Origin of the sequence: Desulfamplus magnetovallimortis (assembly GCF_900170035.1) — a bacterium.
GTDB classification, from domain to species: domain Bacteria; phylum Desulfobacterota; class Desulfobacteria; order Desulfobacterales; family Desulfobacteraceae; genus Desulfamplus; species Desulfamplus magnetovallimortis.
The window spans coordinates 20,302-36,002 of the sequence record NZ_LT828548.1 but is presented as its reverse complement, the minus strand read 5'-3'; the positions used below and the strand labels follow the sequence as shown (position 1 = coordinate 36,002).

At 40.7% G+C, this 15,701-nt stretch carries 12 protein-coding genes; 11 read left to right on the top strand and 1 reads right to left on the bottom strand.

All coding sequences use genetic code 11. From position 1 onward, the window contains the following. The first annotated feature begins 312 nt into the window (after positions 1-312). The 8 genes from lpxC to MTBBW1_RS15200 all read left to right on the top strand — a co-directional run bounded on the left by lpxC (position 313) and on the right by MTBBW1_RS15200 (position 8,336). Complete coding sequence (gene lpxC, locus MTBBW1_RS15235) at positions 313-1,191, top strand: UDP-3-O-acyl-N-acetylglucosamine deacetylase (protein WP_087881782.1); 879 nt, start codon at positions 313-315, stop codon at positions 1,189-1,191. Between the two features lie 116 nt (positions 1,192-1,307). Continuing rightward, positions 1,308-1,565 (top strand): hypothetical protein, encoded by a 258-nt coding sequence (locus MTBBW1_RS15230; RefSeq protein ID WP_080804631.1) that lies wholly within the window; start codon positions 1,308-1,310, stop codon positions 1,563-1,565. Positions 1,566-1,677: 112 nt separating this feature from the next. Next, positions 1,678-2,349 carry a DUF4390 domain-containing protein gene (locus tag MTBBW1_RS15225; RefSeq protein WP_080804630.1) on the top strand — a complete coding sequence of 224 codons (672 nt, stop codon included), beginning with the start codon at positions 1,678-1,680 and terminating at the stop codon, positions 2,347-2,349. 49 nt (positions 2,350-2,398) lie between these two features. Next, positions 2,399-4,633 (top strand): ATP-binding protein, encoded by a 2,235-nt coding sequence (locus MTBBW1_RS15220; protein WP_080804629.1) that lies wholly within the window; start codon positions 2,399-2,401, stop codon positions 4,631-4,633. Between the two features lie 181 nt (positions 4,634-4,814). Continuing rightward, positions 4,815-6,188, top strand: a complete 1,374-nt coding sequence (locus MTBBW1_RS15215) for a sigma-54-dependent transcriptional regulator (RefSeq protein ID WP_080804628.1) — start codon at positions 4,815-4,817, stop codon at positions 6,186-6,188. A 101-nt stretch (positions 6,189-6,289) separates the two neighbouring features. Further along, positions 6,290-6,874: a 16S rRNA (guanine(966)-N(2))-methyltransferase RsmD gene (gene rsmD, locus MTBBW1_RS15210; protein WP_342743921.1), complete on the top strand. Its 585-nt coding sequence runs from the start codon at positions 6,290-6,292 to the stop codon at positions 6,872-6,874. A 13-nt stretch (positions 6,875-6,887) separates the two neighbouring features. Then, entirely contained in the window at positions 6,888-7,388 is a 501-nt protein-coding gene (gene coaD, locus MTBBW1_RS15205) for a pantetheine-phosphate adenylyltransferase (RefSeq protein ID WP_080804626.1), read from the top strand. Positions 7,389-7,439: 51 nt separating this feature from the next. After that, complete coding sequence (locus MTBBW1_RS15200; protein ID WP_342743915.1) at positions 7,440-8,336, top strand: selenium metabolism-associated LysR family transcriptional regulator; 897 nt, start codon at positions 7,440-7,442, stop codon at positions 8,334-8,336. Positions 8,337-8,556: 220 nt separating this feature from the next. Here the strand turns inward: MTBBW1_RS15200 and MTBBW1_RS15195 are convergent, their stop codons facing one another. Then, positions 8,557-9,762, bottom strand: a complete 1,206-nt coding sequence (locus tag MTBBW1_RS15195) for an NAD(P)/FAD-dependent oxidoreductase (protein ID WP_186441349.1) — start codon at positions 9,760-9,762, stop codon at positions 8,557-8,559. A gap of 474 nt (positions 9,763-10,236) precedes the next feature. On the opposite strand from MTBBW1_RS15195, the gene MTBBW1_RS15190 reads away from it, so the two are divergent. The 3 genes from MTBBW1_RS15190 to MTBBW1_RS15180 all read left to right on the top strand — a co-directional run bounded on the left by MTBBW1_RS15190 (position 10,237) and on the right by MTBBW1_RS15180 (position 15,685). Then, a complete protein-coding gene (locus tag MTBBW1_RS15190) occupies positions 10,237-12,114 on the top strand; it encodes a hypothetical protein (RefSeq protein ID WP_080804624.1) in 1,878 nt (625 codons plus the stop codon). A gap of 170 nt (positions 12,115-12,284) precedes the next feature. Then, positions 12,285-13,931 carry a hypothetical protein gene (locus tag MTBBW1_RS15185; RefSeq protein WP_186441347.1) on the top strand — a complete coding sequence of 549 codons (1,647 nt, stop codon included), beginning with the start codon at positions 12,285-12,287 and terminating at the stop codon, positions 13,929-13,931. Next, on the top strand, positions 13,928-15,685 hold the full coding sequence (locus MTBBW1_RS15180) for a hypothetical protein (protein WP_080804623.1): 1,758 nt from the start codon (positions 13,928-13,930) through the stop codon (positions 15,683-15,685). The genes MTBBW1_RS15185 and MTBBW1_RS15180 overlap by 4 nt, the downstream gene beginning before the upstream one ends. Positions 15,686-15,701 lie beyond the last annotated feature (16 nt).

Below are 15,701 nucleotides of genomic sequence, written 5' to 3'. Positions count from 1 at the left end.
GATAAAAATTATCTATTGAACAATTTATGACTTACAAAAAATTATGATTGTGTCGTAAAAAGTCAGATTTTATAGTTTTTCAAATTGAAACAAATTTTATATTTTTTCAAATTGCAACAAATTAAGTTTTTTGTTGATAACAAAAAGAGGCATCCTTCATATCATCCCAAAAGTAGTTTACACTTTTTTGATGGAAATTCCCGATAAATGGGCATGTATCCCAGAAAGTGTAAACCGGTAAATGAAGGATGCCCAAAAAGACCATTTTTGACTTCTTACAAGACCATCAATTATGGGAGCGTATTTAAAAAAGTGTTAGCATACCATCCTCAACAGACATTGCAAAAGCCTGTTTCATGCTCCGGTATAGGTGTGCATTCGGGAAAAAAAACATCTATTACCATAAAACCTGCACCTGAAAATCATGGTATCCGTTTCAGGCGTACTGACCTTCCCGGCACACCTGATATTCCGGCTCTTTTTAAAATGGTTGTTGATACAAGCCTTGCCACGGTGCTGGGCAGTCAGGGTGCCATTGTCTCCACCATTGAACATCTAATGGCAGCATTTACAGGCATTGCCATAGACAATGCGCTTGTGGAAATAGACGGTTATGAAATGCCGATAATGGATGGAAGCGCCAGGGACTTTACAGCAATGCTTAAGGAGGCCGGATGCAGAAAGCAGGAGAAGCCAAGATGGTTTTTCGTTGCAACTAAACCCATTACCATCAGAGATAACGATAAATACGTAACCGTAGAGCCATATCCAACATTCAGAATCACATGTTCAATATCCTTTACAAATCCTGTTATCGGAACACAAAAACTTGTGTTTGATCTTTCAAAGGATAATTTTCATGAAGATATCTCCCATGCAAGAACCTTTGGATTCATACAGGATCTTAAATATCTGCAAATGTTCAACCTTGGCAGGGGAGGAAGCCTTGACAATGCTGTGGTAATTGATAATGACAGAGTTCTTAACGAATCCGGTTTAAGATATCCTGATGAATTTGTCAGGCATAAATTACTTGACTGCCTCGGAGATTTTGCACTTCTTGGTATGCCGATACTGGGGCATATTCAGACATACAAGTCAGGCCATGATCTCAATCACAAATTCATAAAAACCTTTCTTGAACAGAAAGATGCTTGGGAAACAAGGCCGGTTGAAATAACAAGTCCTTAAAAACCATAAAATACTGGGGACTTTCTTATAACGTACATGGCGGATTACCGCCACAATCGAAAGGTTGAAAGTCTTTATAAAAACAGCCACTTGCGGAGACTTTCATATAAACCAACATGGCTGATGACCGCCACAATCGAAGAGATGAAAGTCGTTTTAAAAACAGGATGTTACCGAGACTTTCATATAAACTCAAATTCGACACCTATGATCTTGTAAGCCTTGTCAACAGTGTCTGTATCAGGATTCCCGAGATTAACAAAGATAAAGCAGGATTATCTATCCTGAACATCCTATCCATCCTGGTTATCCTGGTTATCCTGATTCAGACAAATGCAAGAACTTCTGAAAAAGCAATAAGATGTCGATTTTGAGTATAACCACATAGCGGATAATACCAAAATTAAAGCACGAAAGTCTTTTAAAATCAGTATATTACAGAGAGCTTCCAAATAATAAAACAATACTTTTTCGGAAAGTTATAGTATGGCTGAACATCTAAACTTCAAAATCTTGCCCTCCAAAATCATTAACACCAGACACTCCCCAATGGACAAAACAAACCCAACCAGAATAAATTTAAGATGTAATAAGAGGTTTTTCCTTTTTTTTTTCCTGTTGTTTATCCTTGCAGAAATTTTAATTCCATCCATAACCCTTGCAGCAAGACATGTGACACTTAAAAATATCTTTGTTGCCAACACAAGAGACGATCTTGTGTTGTACTTCACAGTTGATGATGCCTTTACAGAAACAATAAAGGAGGCTCTTCTAAAGGGTGTTCCTGCTTCTTTCTCGTTTTTCATATCCATATACCGAAAAAACGATGCCTGGCTTGATCAGAAGGTTGTGGAGAAAGAGATTTTCAACACCCTGAAATATAATGCACTGAAGCAGGAGTTTACCCTGAACCGACCATGGGAGAGTAGCAGGCCATTTATCACCGATTCCATGGAGCAGGCAACAGCAATGATGTGTGATATATATAACCTTGCCATTCTACCTCTGGAAAGACTGGAAAAAGGAGAACAGTATCAGATCAGAATCAAGGCAGAGATGAACAGAAATACAGAATCCCGCTATCTTCAATATGTTTCGCTATTCATCTCTTTATGGAATTTCAAGACAGACTGGCATAAAGTCAATATCATCTACTAATGTTGACTCATTATATTTCCCGACATACTTCATTTACCGGTTTACACTTATGATTTCTGACCAGATACTGGAGAAAAAAAAGCGCAAAAAGGAAATTTTCCTGATTGTTGCCATCCTTGTTGCTGTGGTTCTTTTGACCATTGCCGAGATGAGAGTAACAGATCTTGGGAATGCCATCCCCATCTCCAATGCAGTTTTGATGTTCATTCTCATCAATACCAATCTGCTTTTGCTTCTTGCACTTATTCTTCTTGTCTTCAGAAACCTTGCCAAACTCTATTACGAAAAAAAGAACAACATCCTTGGTACACGCTTCAAGACAAAGCTTGTGGCAGCTTTTATAACCCTCTCCCTTGTACCCACAAGCGTTCTATTTTTCTTCTCCATCCATTTTATCTCTGCAAGCCTTGCTTTCTGGTTCAATGCGCCGGTGGAGCAGACCCTTGATAACTCTTTGTCAGTGGGACGCCAGCTCTACCGTCATATGGAAGAGAAAAATCTGTTTTTTGGAAAACAGGCAGCAGAACACATTGCATCAATGAAAAACCTGTACATTGAAGACTCCATTGAGCATAACAGCAAAAGCATTGCCTTGACAGACTATCTTTCAGGTTTTCAGGACTTATATGGTCTCCATGCTGTTGAATTTTATACCACGGATGCAAGGCGCTTTGCCCTCTCCATATCTTCTGAACTTGACAAACAGAATTTCGGTACATTGACAAGCGACGAACTTATGCAGATTCCCTTTGAAAAATCTTTTCGCAGTATAACCGAAGAGAGTTCCACCGGAGAATTGATAAGAACCATTATATCTGTTCCCTTTGCATCCAAAACCGACAATGCACTGGGGTTTCTGGTTATGACAACCATGATATCACCGGAACTTTCCACAGCCCTTGCATCCATATCCAGGGGGGTTGAGGAGTACCAGCAGTTGACTCTTCTTAAAAGGCCGGTTGAAGTATCAAACTATATTGCTCTATCCATTGTGGCGCTTTTAGTGGTTTTCTGTGCTGTATGGTTTGGTTTTTATCTTGCAAAATCCATAACCATCCCCATCATGATGTTTGCCGAGGGTACCCAGAGGGTAACCCAGGGTGATTTAAGCTACACCATTGATTTCAAGGCTGATGATGAACTCGCAACATTAATTGAATCTTTTAACTCAATGACACGGGAACTTGCAACCGGACGGGCAAAACTTGCAAGATCAAGGGAGTTGATGCAGCAGCAGAACAGGGCAATAGAAGAGAGCCGCCAATATATGGAGATTGTCCTTAAAAATATCTCGGCAGGTGTCATTTCCGTGGATAAATCAGGGGTTATCACAACCATCAACAAAGCTGCTGAAACCCTTCTTTATATAAGTGCTTCTGAAATTCTGGGGAACCACTACTTAAAGGTTCTCAAGGGAGAACACCTGAAACTTGCAGAAAAGATATCAAAGGAGCTTCCTGCAAAACTTACCAGTGTGGAATTTCCACTGACTGTATCCATTGGAGGTACTCCAAGATATTTTTCAACCCACTTCAATGCCCTTAAAAACGACAGAGGAGAGAATGTGGGAACAGTAATGGTCTTTGATGACATGACTGAGATTGAAAAGGCCCAGAGAATGGTTGCATGGAGGGAGGTTGCAAGACGGATTGCCCATGAGGTTAAAAATCCGCTGACTCCCATAAAGCTGTCTGCCCAAAGGCTGAAGCGTAAATATTCAGGAATAGTTCAAGAAGAGGTCTTTGACCAATGTACCCAGACAATTGTGGAACATGTTGATCTTATTAGAAATCTTGTAAACGAATTTTCAACATTTGCAAAATTTCCGGATACGCGCCTTCTGCCATGCAGAATAGAAAAAATTGCAAAGGAGAGCATCGCCCTTTACCAGGATGGCCTTGAATCAGTTGATATCCGTTTCTCACAAAGGCCTGCTGATCTTCCTGAAATGCAGCTTGACCGCCAACAGATGAAGCAGGCTTTCATAAACCTTCTTGACAATGCTGTGGCTGCTGTAAACAAAAAGGGGATCATCACAATTGATATCTCATACGATACCTTACACCAGCTTATCCGCATTGAAGTTGCTGATAATGGCAAAGGAATTCCCGATTCTGAAAAGACAAAACTTTTTGAACCCTATTTTTCCACAAAAAAATCCGGTATGGGACTGGGACTTGCCATTGTAAACTCCATCATAACCGGTCACAAAGGGATGATACGGGTGCAGGACAATAAACCGGCAGGCGCAAAATTTATCATAGAACTACCTGTGGAAAGCTGAAAGCGGTACCACTCAACTGCGGGCTGTTCTAAAAAGAGGCACATCACTACAACAGATTCATTATTAACGCACATGGCAGATACCCACCATAATCTGAGAATTGAAAGTCATTTTAAAAACAAGCAGTTATGGAGACTTTCTAATAATAAAAAACTTGCCAAACCAATACAAAGAGGTTCATATGTTTCCGGCAATATTGATAGTTGATGATAACGAATCCATAATAGAGTCCCTTGAGGGCATTTTATCAGATGAAGGATTTGAGGTGTTTCATGCATTTAATGGATATGAAGCCCTTAAAATGGTTGAACAGCACTCGCCGGATATAATTCTTCTTGATATCTGGATGCCCGGCATTGATGGTATTGAGACCCTCAAGGAGATCAAGAACAACTTTCCCAATCTTCCGGTGGTGATGATAACAGGTCATGGAACCATTGAAGCGGCTGTTGATGCCACCCGATCCGGAGCGTTCGATTTTCTGGAAAAACCCCTGTCCATTGACAGGGTTATTGTAACCATCAACAATGCCCTGAATTTCCGGAAACTTGAAGAAGAGAACCGTTATCTGAGAAAAAAAGCCATTGAGAAACACTCCATCAACGGCCAGAGTTCTGCGGTTCAGGCGCTCAACCTTAAAATCATGAATGCTGCACCATCTGATGCACCGGTTCTGATCACAGGAGAAAACGGAACCGGAAAGGAGCTTGTGGCCAGGACACTTCATCAACTCAGCAAAAGACCGGAAGAGCCTTTTATTATTGTAAACTGTGCTGCCATTCCTGAAGAACACATTGACAGTGAACTTTTTGGCCATGAACGGGGAGCATTTCCTGAAGCACATGCAAAAAACAGGGGCAAATTCGAGCTTGCATCAGGTGGAACGCTCTTTCTTGACGAAATCGGAGACATGAACCTCAAAACCCAGGCAAAAATTTTAAGGACAATTGAATCAAGCACTTTTCAACGGGTGGGTGGTGGACGTACCATACATGTTGATGTCCGACTCATTACAGCAACCAACAAAAACCTTGTCCATGAAATCAAACATGGGAGATTCAGAGAAGACCTCTATTACAGGCTAAATGTAATACCTGTTGAAGTGCCGCCCTTAAGGGATCGTCTTGAGGATATTCCCATTCTTGTAAAAATTTTTCTTGCAGCATGTGCAAAGGAGAATAAGGAAAATGAAAAGGAAATAACCCATGATGCACTTGAACTTCTAAAAAAACATGACTGGCCAGGTAATGTCAGGGAGCTTAAAAACCTTGTGGAAAGGTTATGTATCATGGTAACTGAAGAGACCATAAGCTGCAAGGATATACCGGAACCCTATAACAAAATTGCTGATGAGCCCAGACAAAGAGAGCTTCCTGAAAGACGGGCGTTATTTGCAATTGAAAAACTTGAAGATGCAAGGAAAGCCTTTGAAAAGGAGTTTCTCAAACAGAAAGTTCATCATGCAGACGGAGATATTGAAGCTGCTGCAAAGATCACCGGAGTCGCACCATTTTACATATCTGCTCTCATAGGCAACAATGACAACAACGGGTAAACATGATGGACTCCTAAACGGACATGACTGATTACGCATCAATCATCCCCAAATATAAAAATGATAGTCATTTTCTCGATAAAATTACAAACCATTAAACTATAAAAGCAACACAAAAGATGAGAATTATAAGCGGAACATGTCGGGGCAGAAAACTTATATCCCCGGGAAACAACTCCATAAGGCCCACATCAGACAGGGTCAGGGAATCTGTTTTTAATATCCTTGGAGAGATGGTTAAAGGGGCTTCTGTTCTGGATCTTTTTGCCGGAACCGGAGCTTTGGGAATTGAGAGCTTAAGCCGGGGAGCACGATCAGCAATTTTTGCAGATGTTTCAAGACAATCTTGCCGCATTATCAGACAAAATACTGAGCTATGCAAAATGACAAGCCAATCCACAATTATAACATGTGATCTGTCAAAAGCCTCCTTGCCATACCAGTTGACTTCAGAAAAGTTTAATCTGCTTTTCATGGATCCCCCCTATAACAAGGGCTTTGTCTCCGCCACCCTTGACAATAATACCCTGCTTGACACCCTTGCTTCAGACGCTGTTATCATTATTGAACATGCACCAGGAGAACCGATTCCAGGGGAGCTTGAAAGGGTTAAGCTTTATGACCAGAGAAAATATGGAAAAACAGTTGTCTCTTTTTTAACGCCTGTGGAACAGTCAGGTATCTGAAGGAAAAATCATTATGGAAAACAATGAAAGAATTGCAATCTATCCCGGGTCATTTGATCCTTTAACCAATGGTCATGTGGATGTCATTGAGCGGGCCATGAAAATCTTTGACAAGGTAATTGTGGCGGTTCTATATAATCCCACCAAAAAAGCCCTTTTTTCAGTAGATGAGCGCCTTGATCTGATAAGACAAACCTTTCCCAATAACAACTCTATCCTTGTCGATTCATTTGAAGGACTTCTTGTGGATTATGCCAGGCAAAAAAACGCCACAGCCATAGTAAGGGGTATGAGAGCTATTTCCGATTTTGAAAATGAGTTCCAGATGACCTTGATGAACCGCAAACTGAGTAGAGATGTCCAGACCATCTTTCTTATGACAGGTCTAAGATGGATATTTACAAGCTCTTCCATAATAAAGGAAGTTGCCACTTTTGGAGGAGATATTACAGGAATGGTTCCACACCCTGTAAAGTGTAAGATGAAGGAAAAATTTCCGCTTCTTAATGGTTGATACCCTCGTAAGAAGTCCGATTTCAGCATTTTTGTATTCATTGGAGGCCAGATGGCAATGGATTTATGGCAACTAAAGGTATTTGTCAATGTTGTTGATCAAAAGAGTTTTTCAAGGGCAGGAGATGCAATTTTCCTCTCACAGCCCACGGTGAGCAGCCATATAAAGGAACTTGAGGAGCACTTTGGATGCCGTCTGGTTGACAGAATGGGACGCGAAGCGCTGCCCACAAAGGCAGGAGAGATTCTTTACTCTTACTCCAGAAAACTTCTCCAGCTTAAAGATGAAACCGAGTCTGCCATGAGTGCCTTTTTAGGACATGCCCGTGGAGAGCTTACATTTGGGGGCAGCAGTATTCCTGCAACATACATTATTCCTGACTTCATAGGGGCATTCAGCCGCGATTATCCGGATATATCACTGTGCGTCATAACAGGAGATACCTCGGAGATAAAAAATGCCATTCTTGAAGGAGAGGTTGAAGCAGGAATTGTGGGTGCAAAGGTTGATAATATCTATTTAAAGCAGGAAAAACTAATTGATGATGAAATGAAACTTGTGGTTCCGGCATCCCACCCATGGGCAAATAATGAAAACAGAGAAATTGAGATTGAGATGCTTTTAAAAGAGCCTTTTATCGGAAGGGAAAAAGGCTCAGGAACATGGGATTCCATCTCAAAGGCAATGGCTGATGCAGGCTTCAATATTGATCAGCTTGTAATAAGGAGTCGTCTTGGCAGTAATGCATCCGTTATCCAGGGAATATTAAAAAATGCCGGTATCTCCATTGTTTCACAAATTGCTGTTCAGGAGTATCTTGAAGCTGGAAAGCTAAAAAGTTTTTCAATAAAGGGTGTGAACCTCAAGCGACATTTCTATCTTACAACACACAGAAAACGAACATTATCACCTCTTGTGAAGCTGTTTATAGATTTCATAAAAAACTGATGAACATATCAAAGAGAGGGTGGTATCCCAAATCCCTTGATTTGATAAAATGATGACTCTGCCGAAAAGTATTTCCAGAGAGTCATCCACTGATCTGGGGCACTACAGACAAATATAGTATTCCAGATAATTAAATCGATAATGGGAAAGCCTAAATATCTGTTATCTGTATCAATTTTATTACCAAAAAAGATAATATTTTTCTTTAAAGCTATAGTTCTTATTTCAGAAATGTAGCACCCTTTTCAACCACTCCTTCTGCAAAACGGGAATAGCGAAGAGGATTATCACTGTTATCCATTTTGCCTGTAGCAATATCTGCCACCCGTTTTCCAGCTCCTGGAGACATCATCACACCACACCAGTAACCACAATTTAGATGCAGACCTTCAACTTCACCGGAAGGGCCGATAACAGGCTTGTCATCCGGAGTGTAAACATACATGCCTGCAGAAACATCAATATCAGATGCCACAATTTTATCTGCAACTGTTTCAAAAAAGGGATTGAGTCTTGATACCCTGTGAATAGATTCTGCTGCAAAATCCCAATCCGTTGGCAGATCTTCACGGGGTTCGCTATCAGGCTCATCAGGATCAACCCAGGCACACAAAAGACCACCGGCTTCAGGTCGCCAGTATGAATGGTTCAATAGATCCACCATAAACGGAGCTTTTTCCGGAAGAAGTGCCGGATCAACCTTGATATAGCACTTCTGGCGTCTAACAGTTCTTAATGGCATCTCAAGACCTGCCATCCTGCCTATATTTCCTGCAAAGGGTCCTGCACAGTTGACCACAAGCCTTGTATGAATATTGCCCATATCCGTTTCAACAAGGGAAACACCTTGTGCATCAACAACGATATCTGTCACCTTTGTTTTTGTGTAGAAATCTGCATTTGCACTCCCCTTTGCAAAACCATAGGTTGCCTCATGTGTTGAAAGCCATCCATCCTTTTGATTGTATGTTGCTGCAAGGGATTCTGGTGAAAGAAAAGGAAACCGCCCATGAAGATCCTGACCAGAAAGAAACTCTGCGTCCTTAACCCCAAGCTCATGGTAACGGGCAACTGCCTTTTCAAGATCAGGAATCATATCTGCACTATCAGTTACAAATAGATATCCTCTCTGGGTAATGCCAATATCAATATCCGGAATTCCGGTAACTTCACCGAAATTTTCAAACATGCCTACACTTTCAAGAGCAAGATCGGCCATTGATTTTTCAGTGAACTGGGTACGAAAACACTCCACACTTGCGGCTGTGGTCAAGGATGAAAGAGCATCACGCATCTCCAGCAAAACAACTTTCATGCCTGCCTTTGAAAGCCAAAAGGCAGTTGAAGTTCCAACAATTCCTCCACCCACAACAACGGCATCTGCTGTAATATTGCCAAATTTTTTAGCTACACAAATATTTCCCACAATGACACTCCTTAGCCTGATAAGTTACTAAATCAACTGTTTTAATATCAAAAAAATAATTTCACCTTACCGCAACTCTAAAAAAGCAAATATCATACCATATTACACTTTTCGAAATATTTTGAATCACAATTTAAGGATTAACACATGATGAAAAATCAGGATAATCCCTTAATCATGAAAATCATGGTTCAAAAAAAGTGTAAACCGATAAATGAAAGATGCCGCAATAGTTTGTTTTTTTTAATGTAAAAACAGATCTTATCAATTTTTTTTTACAAAAAATAAAAATAAATTTGGATTGCCTCCTGTAAAAAAGTGTGGATAACGACGTGATTTGATTTTTAATATTTATTGCAAAACATTCTAATAACAGGTAGAATAATGGATTTTATGTTGTAGGCACAACCATAAGCAAATGCCTTTAAATCCTTTTAAAAAATAAGGCAGGCAAAAGCCATACAGGAGTTGTACATGAATCGTTTTGAGATATTTGAATTGCCGGTAAACAAAATTCAGGAATACCCTCTTGTTTTTGAAGCTGTTATACCGGATGAATGCAGCCTGTTTCAGGATGTAAGAAGATATCAGAGCGTCACAACCAATCTGGATGTCAGAATAATTAATGTGGATGGCAGAATTCAACTGGAGCCGGGAATGCTTCCTGTACCCATGTCAAAACTGTCAGGAAGTGAAAAAAAAGAGTTCATTGAATACCTCAAGCTCAGAATAACACGCGGTGACAATATCGGGTCATCATGGGTATTTTTTAGATCAATAGAAAAGAAAAAACCTTTAGTTGCATTTGGTGCCAATATTGTCTATCGAAATGCCGCCACAGGGCAATCACGGGCAATACACCTTCTTACAGAACTTCAAAAAAGCGGACCTGGGTTGAGCATTCTGCTAAAACTCCTTGTAATTCTGCTCATTGCAGGATTGATAGGGAGCATGGGCTATTACGGCTACAAGCATTTTATAAGTGGTAAATCCCTTAACATGGGTAAGCTGCTTCCCGGCAGAGAGTCTGAAGAGATGAAGTTTTACCATACCATGTTTCCTGAAGTTTATGAATGGCTATCATCAGATGTTGTTGATCGCCAGCTTATTGCAAAGGAGTTGCTAAAACCTGAATATGTAAGTGATACTCTTGCTTGTATTAACAAAGATTTTTACAAAGACAGCAACAGCAGTGAGAATTACAGAGGTACACGACTTGTACTGTTTGTATATTTCAACTACAACGAACAGGTCAAAGCAGCCATTAGCAGCTACAGATCAAAACTTGAAGATACAGAGTTTGGAAGGCTCTCCAGAATATACTCATGTGAAGAGTCTGGTTTTTCAAGCAACATTTTCTATTTTAAAGTAGGGGATCTCAATGTTGATCCTCCTGCTGTAAACCAGTTTCTAACAGACAATATGGTCTCTTATAACGATTATCAGCGTATCAGGGACAACCAGAATTTTTCCGATATGCTAAAAAATGAAAACATAAACGTTCGTCTTAAAAATTTCCTTTCTGATGTTTATACATTTACCCCTCTCAAGGTGGATGAACCTGTTGAAGACATTGACTGGTACATGCTTGTCAGGCGCAACAGCAGCGGAAAGGTCAATTTTGCAGCTTTCTTCAGGCGTGGAGAATCCACACTGATACCAACTGATGTCAGCCGCAGACTTATGGCAATGGAGAAAAGCGACAATGAAACATTTCAGTGGTACCTGATTGATGAATATAACAAAAAAACCTTGAATCTCACCCGTGATGCAATTGGTTATTTTACTGAAAAAATCGGACAGACATTTAAGCTGGAAGTAATTGACCGCAAAATTGATGAGCTTGAACTGGAACCTTTTAAAGGAGATTTTCCGGTTGCAGTGCACAGGGAACTTCTCATGGAAGATTCAAAGGGTAAATATGGAATCCAGTGCTATGATCCTCTTACAGCCCTTGTCCTCTCTAATGTAATAACCAGAACATCCTTTGAAAAGAACAACAGTGTAACTCTGAAGCGTGACCCCATACAGCTCAACACATCTCTTGTCCAGCTCTCAAGGGATGACAGTACATCCACCCAGGCCATCAACATAAGTCCTGGAAAAAGTAGCATTGTCAATATTTTCAGAGAAGCAGACAGATTCCGTGCCACCCTGGCCTCTGGTGAATCAGTCAGATTTGAAAAAGCTGATATCAATCTTTTCACTCCTTTTGCCTTTATGGTTTACAGTGACAGCATAACATTCAGCTACCGCCATGACATCAAGGGGATGGAGTTTGCCATTGGCAAAAGGGTACTTAAAATTGTGGAATCAGGGGATGGTGGATATCAGATTGTTGAAATCCACTGATTATTTTATTAGAAAGTCTCAATAAAAGGCTGTTTTAAAAAGACCTTCATACTTCGTTGTGGCACAAGGGTCTGCCATGGCCGTTATAAATCAACATCGCTGTTTTACAAAAATCTCCCCAAAGTTCAGGCTGCTTTGGGGATAATAATGTCAGGAGTAATACCCCAAAAATGAACCTGAAAGAAAACCGTATTCTTAGGTTAAAAGACAATATTGAACAAATCGTTAACAGGCTTATTAATGTCTCGTCTGACCATGCAGTAAATACAACTCCTATCATCAAGCAGTGCAGACAGTGCCTTGCATCTGTTCCGGCTGTTGATTCGCCAGTCTATGTACATATTACAGGAACTGACAAGTCATTCAAGACAAGCTATCTTTTAGATCTTTTTGACAATGATGATCTGAGAAAACTTTTTGCCGTAAAAGTACACAACACATCAGAAAATACAGCAGTTCCATGCCTTGTGGAACCATCATCAAATGTGGCACGTCTGACAATAAGGCAAATTGCCATAAGCTCCGGAGAAATTCTGCACAATGATCTTTCCGCAGATGATTTTGCAAGGCTTTACGATCTCTCCATGGGAGCGGTTCCGGATGATTACCTGATACAGGTGCTGCTGCCGGAAGATGAGACCCCGATGACACTGCCTATAATAGAATATCCAGGTATCAAGGAGGGAGCAGATGCACAGGAGGCACAGCGTACACTTCACCAGACCTTCCAGAGAAACCTGATACATAATCTTGCAAGATATCCTGGCATTCTTGTGGCATGTTTCCAGCACAAGGTGGCAATTCCGCCAGGTCATCCAATGGATATAATTCTTAAAAAATATGGAGAGATTCTTAAAACAAGCTACTCCGGCAATAAACTTCCGCTTGTACTCTCCCTTCAGGGTGGAAGTGCCATATCGGGCTATTGCGGAAATACACATGTTGAAAAAGATATTGCTGCTGATTTTAAAAGTCATAAGTCTTTTGACACCACAATTCAGCTTATCAATCCATACAACCGAACCTATCCTGTAACCTTCAGTGAACCAGGCCCCCATGTCACTTCCTGGATAAGACACTTAAGCCGTTACAAAGATGTCCATGAGATCCGATATAACATTGAACTTGACGGCGGTATCACTTGGTCTCGCAAACTGCTCGAGGAGATCTGCCAGAACTCCAACATACAGGATGCCCTTGACAACATTTTCCTGAAACCCTGGATGGTTGAAGCAGAATCGTGCCTCACAGCCGCCAATGAGTGCCTAAATGAAATTGAGAGCTATGACGAGGTCAAAGAGGTCAGGGAAAAGATTCGCCTGGCCATTATAAATGGTCGTTACAGGGATATCCGTACCTTTTTTAAAAACGAAATCTCCATCCAGACAGACGGAATTGTGGATAACCATCAAAGATTCTGGGCAGGAATCATTTATCAATACCTTATCCAGTTTTTTGATGAAGATGACAGATGCAGGGCAATGGCAGATGTGATGTGGAAAAATATTGTAAACCGCCTTGATCACGAGGGAAAAAACTTTATAAGCACCCGTGAAGAGGATCTTGTCTATATAATAATGAATATAGCAGCACTTTACGTTCCCAACGCATTGATACGCGGGGATGTTGACATCTTTGGAATATCAATGAAACCATCTGAAAATGGAGACATAAATGATTCAGGGAGAGATAAAAATCATGAAAACAATCCATTTTCTGAATCCCAAGGAGGCCACAATTTTTATAGCGCAACACCTGTGAACTCCACAGAAACCTTCAACGAAAGCAGTTATGAGTTTCAAGGAGATCCGTTATGATTTTTGATTTTTTCAAACGCAAAAAAAAGGAAGAGAACGAGTTTCATCTGGAACTTGAAGATGACAACCGCCTCTATTATGAGACCATTGCGGGCAGAACTCCAAGGGATCTCAATAATCGTGAAGAGTACATTCTTTTTGTTGATTTCGGTTCATATAGAACATCTGTTCTTTGCTGGCCATGCTGCTACGGAAGGGAAAAGATAACAGACACCTGGAAATATGTTGTACATTACAGAGATGGTGATATTGCAGGCGGAGGCTTTCCATCAGCGTTTATAAATCCCCCATCCGGTGATGAGAGGGATTTTGCCTTTATCGAAAATTTTGAGGATGTAACTGTTGCAAGCAGCCAGATCGTAAAAAGCGCCAAAGCTGTATTTGCAGGCAAATTTGCAGCCTACAAAGGAAATGTCCCCCAATTTCGTCTTTACATTAAAAAGGTACTGGAAGAGAGCTTCAAATATATAACAGAACCAAGGGAGGGTCGCCCCTGGAATGGCCCTGCAATTCCTGTAATCACCGAAATCAGAGTCACTGTTCCGGATCTTTTCATCGAAAATTTAAGAGCCGGCTACAGGGAAAACATATACTCTGTCTGTATGGAACTTCTGACACACAAAAAATGGAAACAGATGCTTCCATCAAACTTAAGAAGCCTGAAAAAGACATTTATAAACATTTCAGCAGATGAAAGCGGGGCATGTGAACTATATTTTCTCAATCTGATTAAACAGATGCCTTTCTGGGATCTTTCAAGCGAAAAAGACAGAATTCCGGATCTAAAAGAGGTTGAAACCTTGTTTTCCCAGAAACGACGTGAAGGCGACCGGAAAAAAGCCCTCAATTTTGTGGTATGTCATGTGGACATAGGAGGCCTGACAACCGATGCAAGCATCCTTCTTATGCGTTCCTATGCAGATGCTGACCTTGGCATCACCACAACCCTTAAAAGAAAGGAGTCCTTTTCCGAAAAAAAGGCAGGGGAGTATTTTTCCGATACCTTTAAAGAGAGCCGCCATGAAGATGATGAAGAGAAATGGTGGGACAGCGACCGTTTTCTTGAAAAAGAGTTCGGCAAGTTCCTGGAGCTTCTTTTTGGAAAACAGTACTCTCTTCTCAATGAGTGGAGAAGGGAAAAAAGTCTTGACGGAATATATTTTCTGGTTTCAGGAAGGCCCACCAAAGCTCCCAAGATACGTGAAATCATGTCAAGATACATATTGAAAGCGTTTAACAGGGACGCACTTTTACTACTGCCGGAACACTGCCTTTTTATGGCAGATTATCACCATGTGGGTAAAAATGAGGAAGGCGAAAGATATGCAAGAAAAATCGAAAATTTTGAAAAACTTATAACCATTCTTGGCAATGTATATACTCTGTATGATGGATATGAGATAGATTTTGACGAACACCGTTACTATGTCTCCCTTGATATGGATACAAGGGGTGTGGCCAGAATGGAAATTCTGCCAGGAAAGCAGTACAACATGGAAGATTTTGAAAATTACCAGAAAGCCGCCCAGAGAAACAATGTACTGCATCTTGCGTTTACCAAGATTCCATCAGGCGAAAATGGAACACGTTTTCTGACAGTGAAAAAAATTGCACGTCAGACAGCCTACCCCACAATCAAGATTGCCGACAAAAACGAGTTTGATGACCAGGCATGGATTACTCCATCACTTATCATCACAAACCTCAATGAAAATGATCAGGCGTTTGATCTGGCATGGGCTTCACATGTATAGTCTGGCATAAAAATAT